General features: G+C 71.1%; 18 protein-coding genes. 2 read left to right on the top strand and 16 right to left on the bottom strand.

Features of this window, described 5'->3' with window-relative positions:
- Window positions 1-32: 32 nt before the first annotated feature.
- Window positions 33-1,481: a diguanylate cyclase domain-containing protein gene (locus ACLBX8_RS11595; protein WP_447715126.1), complete on the bottom strand. Its 1,449-nt coding sequence runs from the start codon at window positions 1,479-1,481 to the stop codon at window positions 33-35.
- 487 nt (window positions 1,482-1,968) lie between these two features.
- Here ACLBX8_RS11595 and ACLBX8_RS11590 point away from each other — a divergent pair, with 487 nt between their 5' ends.
- Window positions 1,969-2,982 (top strand): crotonase/enoyl-CoA hydratase family protein, encoded by a 1,014-nt coding sequence (locus tag ACLBX8_RS11590; RefSeq protein WP_447699214.1) that lies wholly within the window; start codon window positions 1,969-1,971, stop codon window positions 2,980-2,982.
- On the opposite strand, the gene ACLBX8_RS11585 is transcribed toward ACLBX8_RS11590, so the two are convergent.
- The 10 genes from ACLBX8_RS11585 to ACLBX8_RS11540 all read right to left on the bottom strand — a co-directional run bounded on the left by ACLBX8_RS11585 (window position 2,971) and on the right by ACLBX8_RS11540 (window position 14,667).
- On the bottom strand, window positions 2,971-5,301 hold the full coding sequence (locus ACLBX8_RS11585; protein WP_091978490.1) for a putative bifunctional diguanylate cyclase/phosphodiesterase: 2,331 nt from the start codon (window positions 5,299-5,301) through the stop codon (window positions 2,971-2,973). The two genes, ACLBX8_RS11590 and ACLBX8_RS11585, sit on opposite strands and share 12 nt — an antisense overlap.
- 619 nt (window positions 5,302-5,920) lie before the next feature.
- Entirely contained in the window at window positions 5,921-7,045 is a 1,125-nt protein-coding gene (locus ACLBX8_RS11580) for a YeiH family protein (protein ID WP_447715125.1), read from the bottom strand.
- A 28-nt stretch (window positions 7,046-7,073) separates the two neighbouring features.
- A complete protein-coding gene (gene sorB, locus ACLBX8_RS11575) occupies window positions 7,074-7,406 on the bottom strand; it encodes a SorB family sulfite dehydrogenase c-type cytochrome subunit (protein WP_091928611.1) in 333 nt (110 codons plus the stop codon).
- Between the two features lie 13 nt (window positions 7,407-7,419).
- On the bottom strand, window positions 7,420-8,625 hold the full coding sequence (gene sorA / locus ACLBX8_RS11570) for a SorA family sulfite dehydrogenase catalytic subunit (protein WP_447715124.1): 1,206 nt from the start codon (window positions 8,623-8,625) through the stop codon (window positions 7,420-7,422).
- Between the two features lie 90 nt (window positions 8,626-8,715).
- Window positions 8,716-9,525 (bottom strand): GntR family transcriptional regulator, encoded by an 810-nt coding sequence (locus ACLBX8_RS11565; protein ID WP_447699218.1) that lies wholly within the window; start codon window positions 9,523-9,525, stop codon window positions 8,716-8,718.
- A gap of 75 nt (window positions 9,526-9,600) precedes the next feature.
- Window positions 9,601-10,590, bottom strand: a complete 990-nt coding sequence (locus ACLBX8_RS11560; RefSeq protein ID WP_447715123.1) for an Ldh family oxidoreductase — start codon at window positions 10,588-10,590, stop codon at window positions 9,601-9,603.
- Window positions 10,591-10,594: 4 nt separating this feature from the next.
- Entirely contained in the window at window positions 10,595-11,536 is a 942-nt protein-coding gene (locus ACLBX8_RS11555) for a hydroxyacid dehydrogenase (protein ID WP_447699220.1), read from the bottom strand.
- 12 nt (window positions 11,537-11,548) lie between these two features.
- Window positions 11,549-12,913: a C4-dicarboxylate transporter DctA gene (locus ACLBX8_RS11550; RefSeq protein WP_020094923.1), complete on the bottom strand. Its 1,365-nt coding sequence runs from the start codon at window positions 12,911-12,913 to the stop codon at window positions 11,549-11,551.
- 136 nt (window positions 12,914-13,049) lie between these two features.
- Window positions 13,050-14,330: a UxaA family hydrolase gene (locus tag ACLBX8_RS11545; protein ID WP_447699221.1), complete on the bottom strand. Its 1,281-nt coding sequence runs from the start codon at window positions 14,328-14,330 to the stop codon at window positions 13,050-13,052.
- 7 nt (window positions 14,331-14,337) lie between these two features.
- A complete protein-coding gene (locus ACLBX8_RS11540) occupies window positions 14,338-14,667 on the bottom strand; it encodes a UxaA family hydrolase (RefSeq protein ID WP_447683116.1) in 330 nt (109 codons plus the stop codon).
- A 338-nt stretch (window positions 14,668-15,005) separates the two neighbouring features.
- Between ACLBX8_RS11540 and ACLBX8_RS11535 the strand changes: the two genes are divergently transcribed.
- Complete coding sequence (locus ACLBX8_RS11535; RefSeq protein ID WP_020094920.1) at window positions 15,006-15,752, top strand: sulfite exporter TauE/SafE family protein; 747 nt, start codon at window positions 15,006-15,008, stop codon at window positions 15,750-15,752.
- 17 nt (window positions 15,753-15,769) lie between these two features.
- Here ACLBX8_RS11535 and ACLBX8_RS11530 read toward each other — a convergent pair whose 3' ends face one another.
- From ACLBX8_RS11530 to ACLBX8_RS11510, 5 genes are all read right to left on the bottom strand, one after another.
- The gene (locus ACLBX8_RS11530) at window positions 15,770-16,774 is read right to left on the bottom strand and encodes an ABC transporter substrate-binding protein (protein WP_447683117.1); all 1,005 of its coding nucleotides are present in this window, start codon (window positions 16,772-16,774) and stop codon (window positions 15,770-15,772) included.
- A gap of 259 nt (window positions 16,775-17,033) precedes the next feature.
- Window positions 17,034-18,659, bottom strand: a complete 1,626-nt coding sequence (locus ACLBX8_RS11525) for a thiamine pyrophosphate-binding protein (protein WP_447699222.1) — start codon at window positions 18,657-18,659, stop codon at window positions 17,034-17,036.
- Window positions 18,660-18,672: 13 nt separating this feature from the next.
- Entirely contained in the window at window positions 18,673-20,397 is a 1,725-nt protein-coding gene (locus ACLBX8_RS11520; RefSeq protein ID WP_447699223.1) for an L-aspartate oxidase, read from the bottom strand.
- Window positions 20,394-21,005 carry a fumarate hydratase C-terminal domain-containing protein gene (locus tag ACLBX8_RS11515; protein WP_447683120.1) on the bottom strand — a complete coding sequence of 204 codons (612 nt, stop codon included), beginning with the start codon at window positions 21,003-21,005 and terminating at the stop codon, window positions 20,394-20,396. The genes ACLBX8_RS11520 and ACLBX8_RS11515 overlap by 4 nt, the downstream gene beginning before the upstream one ends.
- Window positions 21,006-21,015: 10 nt before the next feature.
- On the bottom strand, window positions 21,016-21,888 hold the full coding sequence (locus ACLBX8_RS11510; RefSeq protein WP_447699224.1) for a fumarate hydratase: 873 nt from the start codon (window positions 21,886-21,888) through the stop codon (window positions 21,016-21,018).
- Window positions 21,889-21,913 lie beyond the last annotated feature (25 nt).

Genomic DNA, 21,913 nt, shown 5'->3' with positions numbered 1-21,913 from the left:
CGGATCGCCGCCGGTCAGGGTCGATCCCGGAGTCAGGCGGCCCATCGCAGGGCGTCGCGGCCGGCGTGCTTCGCCTCGTACAGAGCGCTGTCGGCCCGCTGAGCCAGCGCTTCGTAGCCCTCGCCCACGCGCGCGACGGCCAAGCCCATGCTCAGGCTGACCGGCGCTTCGGTCCCGGCACCGGTCGAGAACGGCAAGGCGCGTGCGCTCGCGCGGATCCGCTCGCACACCGCCCTGGCGCGCTCGAGGTCGCTCTCGCGGAGAAGGATCACGAACTCGTCGCCGCCGAGGCGCGCGACCAGATCCCCCGGGCGGATCTGCGACGCGAGCAGCAATCCGAGAGTCTCGAGCGCGCGATCGCCCGCCGGATGCCCCCAGCGGTCGTTGATCTGCTTGAAGTGATCGATGTCGATCGCGATCAGGCTGACGGGCGGGAGTGCCCTGACGGGCAGGATGGTCTCGATCTGATGCTCGAAGCCCGCACGGTTGAGCAGTCCTGTCAGGGAATCGGTGAAGGCGCTCCTCGTCATCTCCCGATCGTGCGCGGCCAGCTCGGCCGTCAGCCGCGCCCGCGCGGAGACCTCCGCCGCGACGGGCAGGCATGTCAGCAGGATGAAGGCCAGGAACGCCTGGAACGCCTGCGCCTGCGTGACGGCGTCGGCCGCGATCAGGACCATCGGCCCGCGACCGTACATCGTGGCGACGCCTCCGATGACGGCCACGACCATCACGGCCGCGGTGACACCCAGGCGGCCCAGCCGGAAAGCGATCAGGATGAGAGGCGGGAAGATCAGGAACAGCAAGGGGCGGCTGGTGCAGAAGAAGGTCGCGTACGCGACCGAGCCTGCGAGGACGAGCAAGGCGGCCGCTTCGAGCCGGTCCCGCCAGCTCCGCTCCGCGAGCGCACGCGCGTAATCGCCTCGGAACAGTGAGAGCAGGAAGGGCGTGAAGACGATGAGTCCCAGGCCGTCGCTCGCGACCCAGGTGCCGAACGAGCGCAACAGGGGCTCGCCGAAGACGAGATGCGCCGTCAAGCCTCCCAGGACGCCGCTCGCGGCCGGTGCCAGCAATCCCGCGATCGCGAGGAACCGCAGGGCGGATCTCGTGGATTGCAGCAGGGCGTCCTGCTCGTAGGTCCTTCGCAGGAGACGGACGGCCAACATCACCTCGGCGAGGTTGGCGAGACTGTACAGGAAGGGGCCGAGCACAGTGCCACGCGTCAGGACATTGGCCGCGATGTTCGCGGCCAATCCGGCGCTCAGCACCGTGCCCGACCGGACCCTGTCATGGGAGAGCAGCAGGGCGACCAGAATGGCATTGGCCGGCCATAGGGCAGCGATGTCGTGTCCGCTCCTGGCCAGGCTCAGTGTCGAAGCTGCGGTGCAGAAATAGAGAAACGCTGTCGTCAACCATAGATAGAGTGCCGGCTTCTCGTCGCTCTCGTCGTCGGATCGCTCTCGGATCATGGTCTCGATAGACATGAAAATTTATAACGAACAGATAATATTGTGCAACTATTGGTATGCTACTCGTCTATAATACAACTGCTGGGGATGGAGACAGCAATCGTCATGATCGGCGATCGGCGCAGCGAGCATTGCGCCGACTCGCATGATCGGAGATCGGAGCCGTTACGGGGTGCCGCTGAGGCGTCCGTCGCGCGGTTGACCGCGCGTCCCCGCGGCGGACCCGGTCTCGCGCGGGAGCGGCGGGCGTGCCGCTTCACGCCTGCCGTCCGCGATCCCGCCGGACCGAGCCGGCGCCGTCGAGTCCGTGGAGGTCGAGGGTCAGGGCAGCCGCCGGGGCGTCGGCGGGCCTCTCGTCCGAAGAGGCCCGCCTCGCAAGCAAAGGTGGCTAAAAGGCCGGCATTAACCAAAGCTTAATTATCTGAGGAGGGCCGCTCCGGCTGCCTAGCTCCGCAACGCCGGCTGAGATACGGTTAAGGATCACTTAACGGATCCGAATACGATGGCGTCTATTACAGGTCTCGCCAAAGACTTGGTGCCATACCCTGGTCCTGTGCCGCTGCGACGGCGTCCGACGGCCGCGCGGCGGCCGAGCGAGAAGCGGATCGCGCCGACCGTCTCGTCTCCCGACCACGGCCTTTCCGAACTCGCTCAGATCGAAGTCAATCTCGAAACCGACACCAGCACCCTGTGGGCCTTCATGCGCCCGCAGGGCCGCCCGTGCCAGAATCCCGAGATGCTGGCCGACTTCAGCCGCCTGCAGGATGGCATCGAGCGCGGTTTCGGCAACGGCAGCCTCGCCCTGAACTACTTTGTATTCGGTTCACGATTTCCCGGCGTGTTCAGTCTCGGCGGTGATCTGAGCCTGTTCGCGAGCAAGATCCGCGCGGGCGACGAGGCCGCGCTGGTCGGTTACGGCAACGCGTGCGTCGATGTTCTTCATCGCAACATGAACGCGCTGAACCTGCCGATCATCACGATCGGCCTCGTTCAGGGCGACGCGCTGGGCGGGGGGTTCGAGGGCCTGCTCTCGTTCGACGTGATCATCGCCGAGAAGGGCACCAAGTTCGGCTTCCCGGAGATCCTCTTCGGGCTCTTCCCCGGTATGGGGGCCTACAGCTTCCTCGCCCGGCGTCTGGGGACCATCAGGGCTCAGGAGATGATCCTCGATGGGAGAACCTACACCGCGGAGGAGATGCACGAACTGGGGATCGTTCACGTCCTCGCCGAGCGCGGCCAGGGCGAGGCGGCCGTGCGCGCGTACATCGCCGGCAACCACCGGCGCCGCAACGGGCAGCAGGCGATCTATCGAGCCGCCCGGGAGGTCAATCGCATATCGTTGGAGGAGCTGAGAAAGATCGTCTCGGTCTGGGCGGCCGCCGCGATGAATCTCACGGACAGGGATCTGAGCATCATGGAGCGGCTCGTCCTGGCGCAGGACAGGCTCAGGGGAAAAGCCCAGGCCGCTCAGGCCCGCACGGTGACCGCGCGGGGGCTGGCGGCGTCAGCTCGCTAGCTTCGTCACGGGCTCCGCGGCCGCGAGCATGGCCCGGATCTGGGGTGCGGCGACCGGACGACTGAACACGTAGCCCTGGATCAGATCGCAGCCCTCGGCCCGGAGGATGGAGAGCTGCGTCTCCGTCTCGACGCCCTCGACGACGATGGCCATCCCGATGCTCCTACCCATCCCGACGATCGCCCGGATGATCGCGGTCGACTCGGCTTTCCTGTCCAGGTCCCACACGAACGACCGGTCGATCTTCAGCTTGTCGAAGGCGAAGTTTCTCAGGGAGCTCAGGGACGAGTAACCGGTTCCGAAATCGTCGATCGACAGGCGGATCCCGAGCTGACGGAGCGTGTGGATGGTCTCGACGATCTTGTGCGTCGCGCCCAGCGTCACGCTCTCCGTGATCTCGAGCTCCAGGCGATGCGCCGGGAGGCCGGAGCGGTTCAGCGCGCCGATGACGTGGAAGGCCAGCTGGGGATCACCGAACTGACGCGGCGACATGTTGACCGCGACGCTCACGGTCGACGGCCAGTTCCGGGCCTCGCGGCACGCTTCGTTCAGAACCCAGTCGCCCAGCTGGACGATGAGCCCCGTGTCCTCGGCCACCGGGATGAAGTCCGACGGCGGGATGTAGCCGGAGACGGGGTGCTGCCACCGTAGCAGGGCCTCGCAGCTCACGATCGCCCCGGTGCTCGCGTCGACGATCGGCTGATAGTGCAGCTCCAGTTCGCCGTTGGTCAGGGCGGCCCGAAGATCGGACTCGAGGGCGTGCCGCGCGCGCGTGGCCGCTTCCATCTCGTGCTGGAAGATCTTGAACCCGCTCCTGCCGGCCCCCTTGATGGCGTAGAGGGCGATATCGGCGCATTTCAGCAGCCTGTCCTCGTCGTTGGCATGGAACGGGGCGATCGCGATGCCGATCGAGGCGCCGACCGTGACGTGAGTGCCGTCGATATCGAAAGGTCGTTCGAGCTCGTGCAGGACGCGCTGCGCGAGATCCTCCGCGACGGCCGGCGACGTGACGGATTGCTGGACGATGACGAACTCGTCGCCGCCGAGGCGGGCGACCGATCCGGACAGCGCCCCGATCCCGCGCAGCCGGTCCGCCACCATCTGCAACAATCTGTCTCCGGCCGGATGCCCCAGCGTGTCGTTGATGACCTTGAAGTGGTCGAGATCGAGCAGATGGACCGCGAAATCGCCCTTGCTGCTGGCGCTGGCTTTCAGCGCCTGGGAGACCTTGGCCTTGAAGCTGCTGCGATTGAGCAGGCCCGTCAGATCGTCGTAACGCGCCATCTGCTGGATGCGGGCTTCGCTCCGACGCCGCTCGGTGATGTCCTCGAAGATGATCACGTAGCCCTTCTCGGCGGTCCGCCGCTGCATCAGGGAGACCACGCGATCGTCGGGCAGGATCAGGACCAGGTTTCCCGACCTCAACGCGTTCGACGCCGCCGAGAATGTCGAGAGCGTCGCGCCGCGCCCCGCGGTTCGCTCATCGATGATGGCGCGGCTCAATGCGTACAGCGATTTGGCCGTCGAATTGGTATGGATGCGGTTCGAGGGAATGCCCGATATCGAGAGGAACTGGTCGTTCCAGACCTGGAGCCGGCCGCGCGCGTCGAACATGCACAGCCCGTGCGACATGTTGCGCAACGCGATGTCGAAGAGATTGGCCTGGGCCTGGAATTTCTCGGCGAGCGCCTCCTTCTCGCGCGTCGTCACCAGGGCCGACACGATGATCTCGCGCGTGCTGAGCGTGATGTCGATCATGCCGTAGGCGAACAGGAGCGAGAGGATGCCGAGCGAGGCCCGCTCGCCGTCGCCGGACACGAGCAGACCCGCCGACAGCGGCATCGCCGACAGGAGCACCTGCGCGATGGCCAGCAGGGGGCGGCCCGCATTGCGGCCCGAGATGCCCGCGGCGTAACCGATCGTGAACGTGGGGGTGATGACCTGGAGCGCGAGGTTGGACGACCGCGTCGTGATGAGGAACGACAGGATGCCGAGCGACGCGGCGTAGGCGAACGCGCCGAGGGAGAAGTAGGTCTCCCAGAGCTCGTAACGATCGTGCTTCTGCGGCCCCTTCGTCAGGTAGATCCGAGCGAGCACGATGCGGGTGAGGCCGATCAGGCCGACCGCGAACGCGGTCACCGTGATCGCGCGATCGTCGGACCAGAACGCCGCGGCCGTGGCGACGATCGTCCCGGACGCGGCGCCGACCGCGAGCGAAGCGAAGGGCTGATACAGCCCGTCGACGAGCGAGCGCTTCACGCCGCGCGCGAGGAGGGCATCTTCAGCGAGTGCGGCCCGCAGCTTGGAATACAGTCCCAACGCGGCGTCTCGCTACTTTGCTCTCGTCGAGGGGGTCATCATTGTAGCAGTTCAATCCCAGGTTATATCCGCATATTAGCGGCCTGGAATTTCAGAAATATTGAAAACCGTGGTTAACGGCGCGCGCGGGGCAAAACTCTGCTTCGAATATTTGTCTCCTGTGCGCAAATGTTCGGTGATCTCCGTCGTTCGCGAGGCCGAATATCGGCGCTGCGCCGGGCAGTCCGGCGCATGTATGGACGGGACGGGCGCGGAGGGTTCACTCATATCCCGTCGGGCGTTGCGCCGCGGACACCCCATATCCGGAGCTGTCGTCTTGCTCGGCCGCGTTCGGCGCGAAGACGTCGGCCTGTTCGTCAGACGTCGCGGCGATCGCGCGATCCTGCCCCGGCGGCATCGTGGCACCGCCGATCCCGTTGCGCGCTCAACGTCCGCATCGGCGCCCGGATGATGTCGTCTCGTCGGGGACTTTCACGCTCCCGGGCGCGCGACATCGCTGTCCGCCGTACGCGACCGCCACCGTTGCGTGTGAGCCGCTTCCCCGGCGCGATCGCGCTCGCGGAGCCTGGGCCACCCGCGCGTGGACGCCGGCGGGTGCGGCGCGCCGCCGGCGACCGGCTCAGCCGATCCCGAGGCCGCGGATGAGCAGGACGGCGATGGCCAGCAGCACGCCGAGCGAGGCGGTGACCGCCATCGTCACCCGGCCGCCGACCTGGGCCAGCACGCGTACGTCCACCCCGAGGCCGAGCGCGGCCATCGACACGATGGTGAGGAAGCCGGCGAGGCGGGAGATCGGCGCGACCCAGGCGTTCGGGATCAGCCCGAGCGAGCGCAGGCTCGCCAGGGCCAGGAAGCCGAGGATGAACCACGGGACCAGCTTGAAGAAGCCGGGCCGGCGCCGGGCGCTCCCGGGGGCGCTCCCCGCACGGGGCTTGGCGCTCGCTCCCGCCGCCGGCAGGCGCGGGGCGAGGAGCGAGAGGGCCAGCACCACCGGCCCGAGCATCAGCACCCGGACCAGCTTGACCAGCGTGCCCACCTGCGTGGCGAGCGGGCCCACCGGCACGGTCGCGGCCAGCACCTGCGGCACCGCGTAGACGGTCAGGCCCGCGAGCACGCCGTACTGGTGCTCGCTGAAGCCGACGAGCGGCACGAACAGCGGCAGGCCCAGCACCATCAGCACGCCCAGCACCGCCGTGAAGGCGATGGCCGCCGCCACGTCCCGGCTGTCCGCCCCGATCACCGGCGCCACCGCGGCGATCGCCGAGTTGCCGCAGATGGCGTTGCCGCAGGCGATCAGCAGCGCCATGCGCACCGGCAGGCCCAGGGCGCGGCAGAGCGCGCAGCTCGCCAGGATGGTCAGCGTCACCGCCCCGACGATGCCGGCCAGCAGCGCCGGGCCCGAGGCGACGATCGCCCCGAGGCTGACCGCGGCGCCGAGCAGCGTGACGGCCACTTCCAGCACCTGCTTGGCCGAGAAGGCGATCCCGGCCTTGAAGCGCGCGCCCGGCACCCAGGCGGTCCGCACGGCCGTCCCCAGCAGGATGGCCAGCACCAGGGCCTCGACGTAGGGATGGCCGGTCAGGTGCTCCTCGCCGGCCTGCAGAGCCTGCGCCACCGCGGTGATGCCCAGGCACAGGAGCAGGCCCGGGAGCAGGGTGCCGGCCGCCCCGGCCCAGGCGGAGGCCCCCCGCGACCCGGTCGGCGCGGCCTCGGACCGGTCCGGCACGGCGGTTCTGACGATCATCGCGCGGCCTCCTGCCCGGTCTCGGCGCTCAGTAGGCCGCGCCGAGATAGCCGGCGATGGCCCGGGCCTGGTCCTCCGTGATCGGCGCCCGGTAGACCTTGATCATCTTGGCGACCTCGGCGTCCCAGAACGCCTGCCCCTTCCGGGGCGGCTGCATGGCGACGTAGTCGGCCGAGTGGCAGGTCAGGCAGTTCTCCTGCGCGGCCTGGAAGCCGGCCGCGTGCGCGGCATCCGGGGCCGGCCGGAACTGCGCCGTCGGCTCCGGCAGCGCGTAGGTCTCGGGCGCGGCCAGCGCGGGTGTCGCGGCCAGCGCGGCGGCGATCGCGACGACCGACGCGCGGAGCGGGCGGGTGCTGAACATGCCGATCCTCCCTCTAGGCCGCGCGCACGCGGGTCGTCTCGACGACGTTGCGCATGTAGCCGGCGGGGTTCCAGCGCGGCTCCATCGGCTGGGTCGCGCCGTCGTTGCCCGTGGCCCGCACGCGCAGGGCGTGGGCGCCCGGCGCGAGATCGACCTCCGCGGTCCAGGTGCGGAAGGCGTAGGGGCCGAGATCCTGGCCGAGCCGGGCCGCGCTCCAGGTCCGGCCGTCGTCGGCCGAGACCGCGACGTCCCGGATGCCCGAGCCGCCGTCGAACGCGATGCCCCGCAGGGCGACCGGACCCGCCTTCACCGGCGCGCCGTCGGTCAGGTTCGTCAGGAAGGAGCGGACGTTGAGGCGGCCGATCGGGACGGTCCTGTCCGGCGCCTTGCCGGGCTCGGTGCAGGCGCAGGCATTGTCGGGGATGCGGTAGGCCGTCTTCATCCAGAAGCCCTCGAAGGGGTGATCGAGGACGGCGATGCTGTCGAGGTGCTTGACCCAGTAGGTGCCGTAGTAGCCCGGCACCACGAGGCGGAGCGGGAAGCCGTTGAGCCAGGGCAGGTCCTGCCCGTTCATGCCCCAGGCGAGCAGCACCGCGCCGTCCCGGGCGTGGTCGAGGGTCAGCGCCTTGGCGAAGTCCGGCGTCTCGGGCAGGACCGGCCCGTCGAGGCCGTTGAAGGCGACCTGCACGGCGCCCGCCTTCACGCCGGCGCGGTCGAGCACCGTCTTGAGCGGCACGCCGGTCCAGCGGGCGCAGCCCATGGCGCCGTTGGCGAGCTGGCCGCCGGCGATGCGCGGCTCGAAGAAGCCGCGGGAATTGCCCGAGCACTGGTTGACCGCGACGATCTCGGTCTGCGGCATCGCCTTGAGGTCGGCGAGCGACAGGGAGAGCGGGCGCTCGACCTGCCCGGTCACGGCGACGCGGAAGGCCTGCGGGTCGATCTCGGTCGGGATGTCGGCGAGGTGGTAGCGGACGAAGAACGCGTCGTTCGGCGTGATCGCGCCCCCGTCGAAGACCGCGAACGGCGTCTCCAGCTGCGGCGGGCGCGCGGTCATCTGCAGGAGCGGCCGCTTGCCCGGATAGGCCACGAGCGGCCGCTCGCCGTTGCCGAAGGGCAGCGTCGCGCCGTCGGCCGCCCGTGCGCGCGGCACGCCTCCGAGCGCGGCGAGGGCGCCGAGGGCGCTCAGCCGCATGAAGTCCCGTCTTCCGCGATCCGTCATCGCGCGCTCCCCGTTCAGGCTGTGGCAGCGGAGGTCCAGTTCGGCGCGCCCCGCCTTCGACTGCGGGGCGGCGCGTCGGGGGGATCCCGGTCAGCGAAGGACCGAGAGGTAGTGGATGTCCTGCGTCAGGCAGGTCGAGAGGCGCCACTCGACCGGCCGCTCCTCGAGGTCGATGGCGACGCGGTCGATCTCGAGGGCGGGGGTTCCGGCGGGCACCTGGAGCAGCTCCGCCTCGCGGGGCCCGATCGCCACGGCCTTCAGGCGCTCGTTGGCGGTGGCGATCGTGATGCCGTAGCGGGTGGCGTAGAGGCTGTAGAGGGTGTTGGGCAGCTCGATCTGGGCGATGCCCGGGAACAGGCCGGCGGGCACGCTGATCGTCTCGACCACGCACAGCTTGGCGTCGACGGCGCGTACGCGCTCGATCCGGACCACGCGGGCGGACCGCACGAGGTCGAGCCGCCCGCGCTCGTCGGCGCTGGCGGCCGCCTCCGCGATCCCGGTGACCCGGCTCGTGGGCATGCCGGTGCCGTCGCCGTCCGGCCGCAGCTTCAGGAAGCGGAAGACGCTCTGCTTGTCGTCGTGGTCGGCCACGAACGTCCCGCGGCCCTGGCGGCGCACCAGCAGGCTGTCGGCGGTGAGCGCGTCGAGGGCCTTGCGCACCGTCCCCTGGCTGACGCCCAGCTCGGCGGCGAGCTGCCCCTCGCTCGGCAGGATCTGGCCGGGCTGCCAGACCGCGTCGGCCAGGCGCTTCAGCAGCGTGTCGTAGACCTGCCGGTAGAGCGGGCGGAAGCCGACCGCGCCGGCGCGCCCCGAACCTGCCTGCCCTTCGCCTGACCGTTCCATCGCGTGACGACGCAGAGCCCCATCCGTGGGTAGAGCGTCGAAGGTTGTGTCCAGCACCTCTCCCTCCTCTCGCTTACGTCGCCCTGCCGACGGGAGCAATCACGGGTTCTTCCTCCGCACAGGCGTTACGCCTCACAGCGCCCGGATCTCGGCCACGAGGGCTTCGGCCACGTCGAGGCCCGCCTCGGCGGCCCGGCGGCGGAGCCCGAGCCGGCGGCGGCCGGGGAGCCGGGCGCCGTCCTGCGCCTCGATCGCGCCGGCCAGCGCCGCGAAGCGCTCCGGCGCGTCCGGGCTGAGCGCCGCCGCGTCGAGGGCGAGGATCAGCTGTCCGGTCCCCGGCGGGTCGCCCGCGGCGTCGAGGAACGAGGAGACTTCGCCGGCGAAGCGCGCGCCGACGAGGCCGGCGGCGAGCAGCTCGACCATCAGGGCGAGCGCCGTGCCTTTGGCGTCGCCCAGCGGCACCATGGTGCCGTCGAGGGCGGCCTCGGCGTCGGTCGTCGGGCGTCCCTCCACGTCGAGGGCCCAGCCCTCGGGGATCGGCTCGCCGCGCTTGGCCGCCCCGACGATGTTGGCGCGGGCCACCTTCGACAGGGCGAGGTCGACCACGATCGGCGCGCGGCCCGGCAGCGGGCAGGCGAAGGCCAGCGGGTTGGTGCCGAACACCGCCTGCCGCCCGCCCCAGGGCGCCATCGCGGCGGGCGTGTTGGCGAACAGCAGGGCGACGCAGCCCTGCTCGGCCAGTCGCTCCACCGGGCGTCCGGCCGCGCCGCAATGGTGCGAGCGGCGGATGCCCGCCGCCGCCACGCCCTGCTGGCGCGCGACGCCCGGCAGCGCCTCCAGGGCGAGATCGATCGCCGGGTAGGCGAAGCCGTGGGCGGCGTCGATCGCGAGCAGGCCCGGCCGCGGGCGCGACGCAAGCGGGACCGCGTCGCCCACGACCTTCCCGGCCCGGACCTGCGCGGCATAGGGCGCGACCCGCGACAGGCCGTGGCCCTTGAGCCCGTCCGCCTCGGCGCCGACCAGGGCGCGGGCGACGCTCCGGGCCGCGGCCTCGGCCGTGCCGCAGCGGACGAGGGCGTCGGCGGCGAGGGCCTCGGCCTCCGACAGGGTCAGGTTCGGCATCGGCTCAGCGCTCCGTGAGATGGCGTCGCACGGCCGCGGCGGTGACGGCGGAGACGCGCACGTTCGACTCCTGCGTCACCCCGGCGATGTGCGGGGTCAGGATCAGGTTCGGCACGTCGGCGAAGACGGCGCCCGCCGCCGCGTCGAGGGGCTCCCGGTCGAACACGTCCAGCGCCGCGCCGCCGAGATGGCCGGAGCGCAGGGCTTGCGCCACGGCCGCCTCGTCCACCACCCCGCCCCTTGCCGCGTTGATCAGGATCGCGCCCGCAGGCATCCGGGCCAGCGCTGCCGCGTCGATCAACCCGCGGGTCTGATCGGTGAGCGGCACGTGCAGCGAGAGCACGTCGCTCTGCGCGATCAGCGCGTCGAGCGCCTGGCTCTGCACGGGGCCGGTGGCCGGGTTCCAGGCCGGGTCGCCCGCGGCCACGAAGGGGTCGTGGGCGGCGACCGTCATGCCGAGGGCCGCCGCCCTCCGGGCAGTCTCGCGGGCGATCGACCCGAAGCCGACGAGGCCGAGGCGCTTGCCGGCGATCTCGCGGCCCATCAGGGCGTTGCGCGGCCACGTCCCGGCCGCCACGCGGGCCGTGGCCCCGTAGGCGCCGCGCAGGAGCAGCAGCGCGGTGGCGACCACGTACTCGGCGACCGCGCCGTCGTTGGCGCCGGTGGCCGGGTAGACCGCGATGCCCCGATCCCGGCAGGCCGGGACGTCGATGTTGTCGAGGCCGACGCCGAGGCGGCCCACCACCTTGAGGTCGCGGGCGGCGTCGAGCAGGGGGCCGCGGACCTGGGTCCGGTTGCGCACGATCAGGGCGTCGGCCCGGGCCACGGCGGCGGCGAGGTCTCCGGGCCGGTCGACGAGGCCGGGATCGTACTGCACGTCGAGGCCGGCGAGCTCGGCCGCGATCGCGGCCTCGTCCATGAACTCGCTGATGATGACCTTGGGCATGGAGGATCCTTCTCAGGTCGCCGGCACGGCAGCGGGGAGGGGGCGGCGCAAGGCCGCCGCCGGCTCGCGGGCGGGGATCGCGTCCGCCGCCTCGTCCTCGTCGTCGAGGAGGTCGAGGTTCGGGGTGATGCGGCCGTCGAGCACCGCCCGGGCGTGCGCGAGGTCGATCTTGCCCTCCCAGCGGGCGATCACGAGGGTCGCCACCATGTTGCCGACCGCGTTGGTCACGCAGCGCAGCTCGTTCAGGATGCGGTCCACCCCGATGATCAGGGCGATGCCCGCCACCGGCAGGAGCTGCGAGGCCTGGAGCGTCGCGGCGAGCACGAACAGGATGGCGCCGGCCACGCCCGCCACGCCCTTCGAGGTCACCAGCGCGATGGCGAGGATGCCGAGCTCCTGCTCCCAGGTCAGCGGCACGTTGAGGGCCTGGGCGATGAAGCCGATCGCCATGGTCAGGTAGATGCACGAGCCGTCCATGTTGAAGGACAGGCCGGCGGGCATCACGAGGCCGGTGACGCTCTTGTCGACCCCGAGGCCGTTGAGCTTGGCCATGATCCGCGGCAGCACCGATTCCGAGCTCGTGGTGCCGAGCAGGATGAACAGCTCCTCCCGGCTGTAGCGGAACAGCTTCCACAGGCTCAGGCCGACGTAGAAGCGCATCACGCCGCCGAGGAAGACCGCGATGAACACGATGAAGGTCAGGTAGAGGGAGACGATCAGCATCCCGTACTGGGCGAGGATGCCGAGCCCGAACTTGCCGATGGTGAACGCCATCGCCCCGAAGGCGCCGATCGGCGCGAAGTGCATGATCAGGCCGACGACCTTCATCAGCACGTCGCCGAAGGCGTGGACCACCTTGAGCGGGAACTCGCCGCGCCGGCCCAGCATCGCGAGCCCCATGCCGACCAGCACCGAGAAGAACATCACCTGGATCAGGTCGCCCTTGGCGAAGGCGTCGACCGCGCTGTGGGGGATGATGTTGGCGACGATCTCCATCGGCGACTGCGCGTGGGCCTTGCCGGCGATGCCGGCCACGAGCTTGGCGTCGAGGCTGTCGACCGTGGCGTTCACGCCGTCGCCCGGCCGCAGCAGGTTGACGAACAGGAGGCCCGCGGCGAGCGCCACCGTCGTGGCGACCTCGAAGTACAGGATGGTCTTCAGGCCCATCCGGCCGACGCTCTTCATGTCGCCGACATGCGCGATGCCGACCACGACCGTGCAGAAGATCACGGGGGCGACGATCATCTTGATCAGGTTGATGAACATGTCGCCGAGGATCTTGCAGCCCACCGCGAAATCGGGCGCGACCACGCCGACGCCGATGCCCAGCGCGATGCCGAGCAGGACCTGGCCGTAGATCGACCGAAGCAGCCTCATGCGTTCCTCCAGAATGACGGGACGGAGGCCGCCGCGGTTTCCCCCGCGGTCGTGCGCTCCGGCGTGGTCCTGACCCCGTGGCGTCGGGGCCGCGCCCGCGGACCGGATCGCGGTCCGCGGGCGCGGGACTTGTGCGTCAGGCGCTGCGGTAGAGCTTCGTCATCACGAATTCCCGGTGGCCGAGGGACTCGGCCGCCGTGAGCCGGCCGTTGGCGGTGCGCACCACCATGTCGATGAGCGCGTCGCCGGCCTGCGGGATCGTCATCTCACGGGTGAGCACACCCGAGACGTCGACGTCGATATGCTCGCCCATGGTCCGCACGGTCCGGGGATTGCCGGTGATCTTGATCACCGGGACGATCGGGTTGCCGATGACGTTGCCCTGGCCGGTCGGGAAGGTGTGCACCACGTAGCCGGCCGCCGCCATCAGGGTGACGCACTCGGCCGCCGCCGAGGACGTGTCCATGAAGTACAGGCCGGGCCCCTTGGCGGGCGCCTCCGCGGGCTGCAGCGCGTCGATGAAGCGGCACTCGTGGCCGATCTTCTCGAGGTTGCCGAGCGCCTTCTCCTCGATCGTGGTGAGGCCGCCCGCGATGTTGCCCTTGGTCGGCTGCGAGTCCGAGAGATCGTCGGTCTTGTGCGCCTCGATCACGTCGTCCTGGTAGGCCTTCCACATCGTGTACCACTTGTCGGAGACTTCCGGGCTGATCGCCCGCTCGCGACAGAGGTGCTCGGCGCCGGTGATCTCCGAGGTCTCGCCGAACACTCCGTAGATCCCGTGCGGGATCAGCTTGTCGTACATGTTGCCGACGGTGGGGCAGGAGGCGAGGCCGGTGGTGGTGTCGGACTCGCCACACTTGGTCGAGACCCAGAGGTCGGCGATCGGGCATTCCTCGCGCTGGAGCTCGGTGGCCCACTGCACGAAGCGCTTGGCCTGGTAGCTCGCCCTGGCGACGATCGCGATGTCGCCGTGGCCCTCGATGCCGAAGCCGACGACCGGCTTGCCGGTCCTGGCGATGCCCTCGACCACGCGGTTGGTCCACTGGTCCTCGATGCCGATCACCACGACGGCGGCGACGTTCGGGTTCGAGCCGATGCCGATCAGGGTGCGGAAGTGGAGGTCCAGGTCCTCGCCGAACTGGAGCCGGCCGTAGGCGTGGGGCAGCGCCATCGTGCCCTTCACGTTGTTGGCGACCGCCTCGCAGGCGGCGTTGGACAGGTCGTCCAGCGGCAGGAGCACGACGTGGTTGCGCACGCCGACCCGGCCGTTCTCCCGGCGCCAGCCCATGAAGGTGGCGGAGGTGTAGTTCTCCGAGGCGCGCCGGGTCGCGAGCGCCTTGGTGGCGAACTGATCGGGCGCACCGCCGACGAAGGGGGTGGCGATCTCGTGTTCGAGCTGAGCGGCTTCCTTGAACATCGTCACCTCACCAGCGCTTCGTCTTGACGTTGTGGACGTGGACGTGCTCGCCCTTGGCGACGTCCTTGATGACCTTGCCGATGTCCTGGCCGTACTTGATCGCCGTGTCGCCGGCCTTCAGGTCGGTGAGCGCGACCTTGTGGCCGATCGGGATGTCGTGGCGGACATGGACCTCGAAGGTGCTGTCGTTCTCGGTGACCACCCCGAAGGCGTCGGTGCTCGCGCTCAGGCCCTCGATCACCGCGACGGCGACGTTGTCCTGGGGGGAATGGGCGAGAAGATGCGGCTTGCGGCGCCCTTCGCGATGCCCTTCGCCGGACGCGGCGTGGCTGCTCATGCGGTCCTCCTGATCTGCGTCGTCGGCTTCTCGGCGGCGACTAGTCTTATATAAGACCAATGAGGTGTCCGGCGTCAACGGGTGATCGAGGGGTGCGGGTGATTTCACTGGTTCGGGGACGGCACCGAGCGCCTCCATCCTACTCTGTGGCTGTGGGAGGTCGCGGGCCGAATCCGGATGGGCAGCCCTGGCGCGCCGCAGAGGCATGCGCCTTGCCCAGTCGGACAGGTCTTATATAAGATACATGGAAAGAGAGCCCGCCCCGGCGGGACGTGGGCCGGGAGGACGAGAATGGCGGGTGTGCGCGCGGATGGCATCGGCCGGGCCGGGCGCCCCCGGTGAACGAGACGCTCCTCCTCGTCCTCTGCGTCGGCTGCGCCGGCGTGATCTCGGGCCTGACGGGCTTCGCCTTCGCGCTGATCGCCTCCGGCACGCTGCTGTCGATCCGCACGCCCGTGGAGGCGACCGCCCTGGTGCTCGTCTGCAGCATCCTCTCGCAGGTGATCTCGATCCTGCGCCTGCGGACCTGGCCGCCGCGGGGCACCGCCTTCGCGATGATCCTGCCGGGTCTCGTCGGCGCGCCGATCGGCATCCACCTGCTGCACGATCTCGATCCGCGCTTCATCAAGGTCGCGATCGGCGCCTTCCTGGTCCTCTACAGCGGCGGCGTCGCCCTGCTGCGCGCCGATTACCGGGTCGGCTTCGGCAATCGCTGGAGTGACGGCGCGATCGGCTTCCTGGGCGGCGTGCTGGGCGGCATCGCGGGCCTGTCCGGAGCCCTGCCGACGGCCTGGAGCCTCGTGCGCGGCTGGGATCCGCGCACCCAGCGGGCGGTCTACCAGTCCTTCACCCTGGTGATGCAGGTCTGGGCCCTGACGATCCTCGTCTATCTCGATCCGCTGCCGCCCGAGCTCCTCGGCGACCTCGCCCTGGCGCTGCCGGTGGTGCTGGTGAGCGTGCTCGCCGGGCTCTCGCTGTTCGCCCGGATCGACCAGCGCCGCTTCCGCACGCTCGTCCTCGCGCTGCTCGCCGCGATCGGCCTGACCACGACGGCCCTGGCGCTGCCCGGCCTGCTGCAGAACTGAACGCGGCCGGTGGGGCGTCAGCTGCCCGCCTTGTCGTGGACGCCCGCGAAGAACAGGTCCTTCCAGCTCTCCGGCCGGCGACGGATCGTGCCGGTGCGGGCCATGAAGTCGGCGACCTTTCCGACCGCCCGGGGCGTCGCCGTGAAGGAGACCTGCGGGTCCTTCAGGATCTCGGTGATCAGCCCGACATCGCTCCCGTCCCGGGCGAGCCGCACGTAGGCGCGCGCCGCCTCCGACGGATCGGCCGTGATCGCGGCGAGCGCCTCGTCCAGGGCGGCGCCGAAGGCCGCGACGACCCGCGGGTTGGCGCCCGCGAAGGCCGAGGACGCCCAGACGACGTTGAAGGTCGAGGGTTCGCCCAGCACGTCGAAGCTGTTCAGCACCGTCCGGATGCCGGGCCGGCGCAGCTCCAGCTCCTGGATCGGCGCGGCGGTGAAGTGGGCTGTCACCTCGCTGCCCCCGAGGAGCGCCGCCATGCCGTCGGGATGGGAGAGGGTGACGGTGAGCCGGTCGAGGTCGGTGCGGCGGCCTGCGCCGAGCTCCTTCTCGGCAGCCATCTGCAGGAACATCGCCTGGACCGAGACCTTCACGGCGGGGAGCGCGATCTTGTCCCGGTCGGTGAAGTCGGCGAGCCGGTGCACCTTCGGATTGCTGGTGTTCATCAGGAGCGGCATGCTGTTCATCGCCGCCACGCCCTTCACCGCCATGGCGGTGCCCTCGGTCTTCGACCAGAGCAGCACGAGGGGCGGCACGCCGCCGGCCGCGAACTGGATCGTCCCGGAGAGCAGGGCGTCGTTCATCGCCGCCCCACCCGCGAGGGTGAGGTAGCGCGCCTGGAGCCCCGCCACGCCGCGGGCGGCCGCGGCCTTCTGGAGCAGGCCCTGCTCCTCCATCAGCATCAGCGGCAGGTGGCCGAGGCTCGGCTGGCGGGCGATCGCCACCGCGCCGACCTCGTCGGCCCGCCCCGGGACGGGACTCGCCAGGAGCGCCGCGGCCCCCGCCAGAACGTCGCGTCTGCGCATGATTCCCCTCCATGAGCCCAAGGTCCGCGACCGTCGCGCCGGCGCACGTGGCGGGCGCGACCTGCCCCCTCTCCCGAGCGGGAGAGGGTTGGGGTGAGGGATGAGAAGGTTCAGGATTAAGCCCGCCCTCGAACCGCCTACGGGGCGCGCCTCGTCCGGATAGGTCTCATCCCTCACCCTGTCCCTCTCCCGCCCGGGAGAGGGGACCCGCGCCTCATTCGGCAAGACGGCGTCGCCGTCATGTATCGTGCTCGCCCCCTCAGCCGGGGCGGCGGATCACCGGCGCCGCCACGCTCGCGATCATCACGTTGATGCAGGCCGGCAGGCCGCTGGCCTGGGCCGCCTCCAGCGCCGCCGGAAGTTCGGCCGCCTCGGTCACCAGCGCCCCGAAGCCGCCGAGGGCCTGGACGACCGCGTCGTAGCGGGTCGGGAGCAGGTCGCAGTGGCGCGTCCGCTCGGGGCCGTAGCTGCGCAGCTGGATCTGGTGCTCGGCGTTCCAGCGCGCGTCGTTGCCGACCACCGCGATGAACGGGATCCGGTAGCGCGCGGCGGTGTCGAACTCGGCCATGTGGAAGCCGAAGGTGCCGTCGCCCAGCACCGCGACCACCGGGGCGCCGGGCCGCTCCAGTGCGGCGGCTATCGCGAAGGGGATCGACGCGCCGATCGTGCCCGAGACGCCGTTGATCAGCCGGCGCCCGCCGCGGACCAGGGCCTGGGGCCATTGCCCGATCTCGCCGCCGTCGCAGATCAGCGTGCCGTCGGGGTGGCGTTCCAGGAAGGCGTCGACCGCCCGGCACAGCTCCACCGGGTGCAGGCGCTGACCCGTCCCGTGGAAATCCGCCCAGGCGGGCGGCCGGTAGGCGAGGGCGGCCCGCGCCTCCCGGTGCCAGGCGTCCCGGCGGGGGAGGGCGGTGGCGCGCGCGGTCAGCGCCGCCAGCACCGGCCGCGGATCGGCGAGCCCCGAGACCGCGAGGCGGTCGGCCGGCGCGCGGGCCAGCAGCGCCGGATCGGGATCGACGACGGCGAAGCGGCAGTCGGGCGCGAGGGCGGGCGCCGCGCCGAAGCGCAGGGTGAAGTCGAGCGGCTTGCCGAGGAGCACGAGGAGATCGGTCCGCGCCAGGACCTCGGCGAAGGCGCCGAGCGCCGGATCGTTGACCCCGCGCGGGCTCTCCATGCCGACGACCGGAAGGCCGAGGGTTTCCTCAAGCGTTGCCATGGCAGCCCGGCCGGAGGCGTCGCACAGCGCCGGGCCGCAGGCGATCAGCGGCCGTTCCGCCCCCGCGAGAGCGGCGAGGAGGTCGGCCACGAGATCCGGCGCCGGCTCGGCGGACCGGATGGCGGCCGCTGCGCGGTCCGGGATCCGCACCGAGGCGGCGGGGACGGCCGCCTCCAGCAGGTCGACCGGCAGGCTGAGATGGACCGGGCCGGGCCGCCCCTCCCGGGCGATCCGGAAGGCCCGGGCGAGGTCCGGCCCGAGGGCGGCGACCGACCCGGCGGTCCAGGCAGCCTTGGTCATCGGCCGGGCGATGTCGGCCTGGGCCAGTTCCTGGAAGGCGCCGCGCCCGAGCTCCGACAGGCCCGCATGGCCCGAGAGCAGCAGCACGGGCGACTCGGCCGCGAGCGCCGTGGTGAGCGCCGCCGCGCCGTTGGTGTGGCCCTGCCCACCGGTCACCAGGGCGACGCCGACCTCGCCGGTCAGCCGGCCCCAGGCGTCGGCCATGTGGACGCAGGCCGCCTCCTGGCGGGTGTGGACGAGGCCGATCCCGGTCTCCAGCAGGGCGTCGAAGACCGGCATGATGTGGTTGCCCGACAGGGTGAAGATCCGGGTGACGCCGAGCGCCTCCAAGGTCCGGGCCACGATGTCGGCGCCGCGCAGGGTCTGCATGGACGGGCTCTCCTCAGGCGGCGGCGTCGAGGAGCGAGCCGCCGGGCCGCACATGCGTGAAGTGCACCGGCTCCATCGCGAGGTCGAGCGCCCCGCCGCGCTGGCGCACCACGGTGAAGTGCGAGGTCGCGAGGTCCGAGGCCTCCGGGAAATCCTCGCGGAAATGGGCGCCGCGGCTGTCGGTGCGGGCGAGCGCCGCCCGGGCGACCGCCTGCGAGACCAGCACGAGGTTCTCGAGGTTCAGCCGGTCCATCCAGGTGAGCGCGTAGCGGCGGTCGCCGTCCGGCGCGCCGGCCCGGGCGACCGCGTCGGAGAGCCCGTCGAGGGTGGCGAGCGCCCGGGTCAGCCCGGCCGCGTCCCGCAGGATGCCGACATCGGCCCACATCGTCTCGTAGAGCGCCTCGCGGATCTCCGGCAGCGACTCCGCCGGCCGGCCGAGCGGGCCGTAGGCGCGGGCGAGGCCCGCCTCGATGGCGGCGGGATCCGGCTCGGCGAGGCGGCCCTCGCGCGTCACGGCCCGCGCCATGGACTGGCCGGCCAGCCCCCCGAACACCGTGGAGTTCGCGACGCCGTTGCCACCCAGACGGTTCGCCCCGTGGACGCCGCCGGTATCCTCGCCGGCAGCGTAAAGGCGCGGCAGCGCGGTGGTGCAATCGACCGCGAACTGGAGGCCGCCCATCATGTAGTGGGCCGTGGGGATGACCTCGACGAGCCCGCCCGCGAGGTCGAAGCCGCAATCGGCGCAGCGCTCGACCATGCCCTTGAACCGGCGGCGCACGTCCTCGGGGCCGAGATGGCTCATCTGGATGTGGACGCCCCCGCTCGGCGTGGCGAAGCCCTCGCGCAGCCGCCGCATGATCGAGCGGCTGACCACGTCCCGGGTCGCGCGCTCGGCCCGCGGGTCGTAGGCCTCCATGAAGCGCTGGCCGGTGGAGTCGAGGAGCCAGCCGCCGGCCCCGCGCAGGCCCTCCTCCAGCACCGTCCCGGTCATGCGGGTGCCGGCGCCGGCGAGCAGCCCGGTCGGGTGGAACTGCACCATCTCCATGTCGCGCAACGGCAGCCCGGCGCGCAGAGCCATGGCGAGCCCGTCGCAGGACTTGTCGCCGGACGGCGTGTGGTACTTGTACATGGTCGGCCCGCCGCCGGTGGCGAGCAGCACGGCCTTCGCCCGCACCAGCTTCGGCTCGCCGGTGCGCATGTCTAGCATCAGCACGCCCGCCAGCCCCGATTCGTCCCGGGCCGGGATCAGCTCCAGGGCGCGATGGTCCTCCAGGCGGCGCACGTCCCGGCGCCAGACCTGCTCGGACAGGCGGTTGATGATCTCGATGCCGGTGAGGTCGCCCTTGTGCACCGTCCGGTCGAAGGTCTGGCCGGCGAAGGCCTTCTGGTGGACGCTGCCGTCCGGGTTGCGGTCGAAGAAGCAGCCGAGCTCGGTCTCCAGCTCGCGGATCCGCACCTGCGCCTCGGTGACGAGCGTCCAGGCGAGTCCCTGGTCGTTCAGCCACTTGCCGCCCTCGATCGTGTCCATGAAGTGCCGCTCGACCGAGTCGCCCGGCGCCAGCGCCACGTTGTAGCCGCCCTGGACCATGCGGGTGCAGCCGCATTTCCCCAGCAGACCCTTCACCGCGACGGTGACGTCGAGGTCCGGCGCGACCTTCTTGGCGTGGAGCGCCGCGAACAGCCCGGCCCCGCCGGAGCCGAGGATCAGGATGTCGGTCTCGACCTGTTCGGGGCTCATCGGGCGTCCTCGAGGGAGGCGATGACGGCGTCGCGCCGGGCGGCCACGTCGCGCTGCACGTCGGCGAAGAGCGAGCCGCCGTGCGAATCCATGCCGACCAGCAGCGGCCCGAAATCGCGGATCGCGAACTGCCACAGGCTCTCGGGATGGAGATCGTCGAGGTCGACGTCCACGATGGTCTCGATCCAGGTGGTCTCCAGCGCCGCCGCGCCGCCGACGATTGCCAGGTAGGCGCCGCCGCGCCGCGCGAAGGCGTCGAGGGTCGCCGGCCCCATGCCGCCCTTGCCGACGATGAGGCGCACGCCCTCGCGCTCCATCAGCGCGTCGGTGAAGCGCTCCATGCGCATCGACGTGGTGGTGCCGATGCAGAACGGCGCGAAGCCGACCGGCGCCGCGTTGGAGACCGGGACGCGGTGGACGTTCGGCGCGGTGTGGATCACCGCGTGGCCGTCGAGGTCGAGCCGGGTGCGGCGGTCCCGGTCGAACATGTGGATCAGGGTCGCGTCGCGGATGCCGAACAGCCAGCGCCGCAGGGTGACGGTGTCGCCGATCCGGAGCGCCCGGATCTCGGCCTCAGTGGCCGGCATGTCGAGGACGTGGTGGGCCACGGTCTGCTCCTCAATCGAACGCGATGCCGCCGGGCGTGAGCGTCGCGCGGGCGCGGCGGGCCGAGTGGCACTGGATGTTCACGGCGACCGGGTTCTGGGTGATGTGGGTCGCGGCGAGCTCGACATGGACGGCGAAGCTCGTCGACCGGCCCCCGAGCCCCTGCGGGCCGATGCCGAGCTCGTTCACGGCCCGCGACAGCTCGGCCTCGATCCGGGCGCCTTCGGGATCGGCGCAGACTGAGCGCAGCGGCCGGGTCGCCGCCACCTTGGCGAGGTGCATGCACAGGTCGGAGGTGCCGCCGAGCCCGACGCCCACGATGGTCGGCGGGCAGACCCGGCCGCCGAGCTCGATCACCCGGTCGATGACGAAGCGCTTGGCCGCGCCGATCCCGTCCGAGGGCAGCAGCATCTGCAGGAACGATCCGTTCTCGGAGCCCGAGCCCTTCGGGATCATCTCCACCGCCACGGTCTCGGGCCGGTCGTCGAAGTCGACGTGGATGATCGGCACGCGGATGCCGCAGGAGGTCTGCTCGTTCCTGCGGGTGATCGGGTGGACCACCGAGGAGCGCAGGGAGAAGTCCTTGGTCGCCCGCTCGCAGCCGCGCCGGATCGCGGCCTTGAGCGCGGCGCCGTCGAAGCCCACGTCGGCGCCGATCACGACGTTGTAGATCGGGATGCCGGTATCCTGGCAGAGGATGTTCTTGGTGCGCTCCGCGACCGCGACGTTCTCCACCATCGTGTCGAGGATGGCGCGGCCGGTGGCGCTGGTCTCGGCCCGCTGCAGGTCGGCGAAGCCCGCCTTGATGTCGGGGGGCAGGATCTTCAGGGCGCGGACGTAGAGGTCGCGGCAGACCTCCTCGAATTCGCGGATGTCGAGATCCATGGCGGGTCTCCGCTGGTGACGGTCG

The sequence above is a fragment of the Methylobacterium sp. D48H genome, assembly GCF_053345715.1.
The sequence above is the reverse complement of the archived record's forward strand: the minus strand, read 5'-3'. Positions and strand labels throughout refer to the sequence as shown.

Excerpts from the sequence above, each read along its gene's own strand:
- ACLBX8_RS11520 (WP_447699223.1), bottom strand. The coding sequence starts at position 20,397 with ATGAGCCCCGAACAGGTCGAGACCGACATCCTGATCCTCGGCTCCGGC.
- ACLBX8_RS11555 (WP_447699220.1), bottom strand. The coding sequence starts at position 11,536 with ATGCCCAAGGTCATCATCAGCGAGTTCATGGACGAGGCCGCGATCGCG.
- ACLBX8_RS11545 (WP_447699221.1), bottom strand. The coding sequence starts at position 14,330 with ATGTTCAAGGAAGCCGCTCAGCTCGAACACGAGATCGCCACCCCCTTC.
- ACLBX8_RS11525 (WP_447699222.1), bottom strand. The coding sequence starts at position 18,659 with ATGCAGACCCTGCGCGGCGCCGACATCGTGGCCCGGACCTTGGAGGCG.
- sorB (WP_091928611.1), bottom strand. The coding sequence starts at position 7,406 with ATGTTCAGCACCCGCCCGCTCCGCGCGTCGGTCGTCGCGATCGCCGCC.
- ACLBX8_RS11550 (WP_020094923.1), bottom strand. The coding sequence starts at position 12,913 with ATGAGGCTGCTTCGGTCGATCTACGGCCAGGTCCTGCTCGGCATCGCG.
- ACLBX8_RS11560 (WP_447715123.1), bottom strand. The coding sequence starts at position 10,590 with ATGCCGAACCTGACCCTGTCGGAGGCCGAGGCCCTCGCCGCCGACGCC.
- ACLBX8_RS11580 (WP_447715125.1), bottom strand. The coding sequence starts at position 7,045 with ATGATCGTCAGAACCGCCGTGCCGGACCGGTCCGAGGCCGCGCCGACC.
- ACLBX8_RS11510 (WP_447699224.1), bottom strand. The coding sequence starts at position 21,888 with ATGGATCTCGACATCCGCGAATTCGAGGAGGTCTGCCGCGACCTCTAC.
- ACLBX8_RS11590 (WP_447699214.1), top strand. The coding sequence starts at position 1,969 with ATGGCGTCTATTACAGGTCTCGCCAAAGACTTGGTGCCATACCCTGGT.
- sorA (WP_447715124.1), bottom strand. The coding sequence starts at position 8,625 with ATGACGGATCGCGGAAGACGGGACTTCATGCGGCTGAGCGCCCTCGGC.
- ACLBX8_RS11540 (WP_447683116.1), bottom strand. The coding sequence starts at position 14,667 with ATGAGCAGCCACGCCGCGTCCGGCGAAGGGCATCGCGAAGGGCGCCGC.
- ACLBX8_RS11595 (WP_447715126.1), bottom strand. The coding sequence starts at position 1,481 with ATGTCTATCGAGACCATGATCCGAGAGCGATCCGACGACGAGAGCGAC.
- ACLBX8_RS11530 (WP_447683117.1), bottom strand. The coding sequence starts at position 16,774 with ATGCGCAGACGCGACGTTCTGGCGGGGGCCGCGGCGCTCCTGGCGAGT.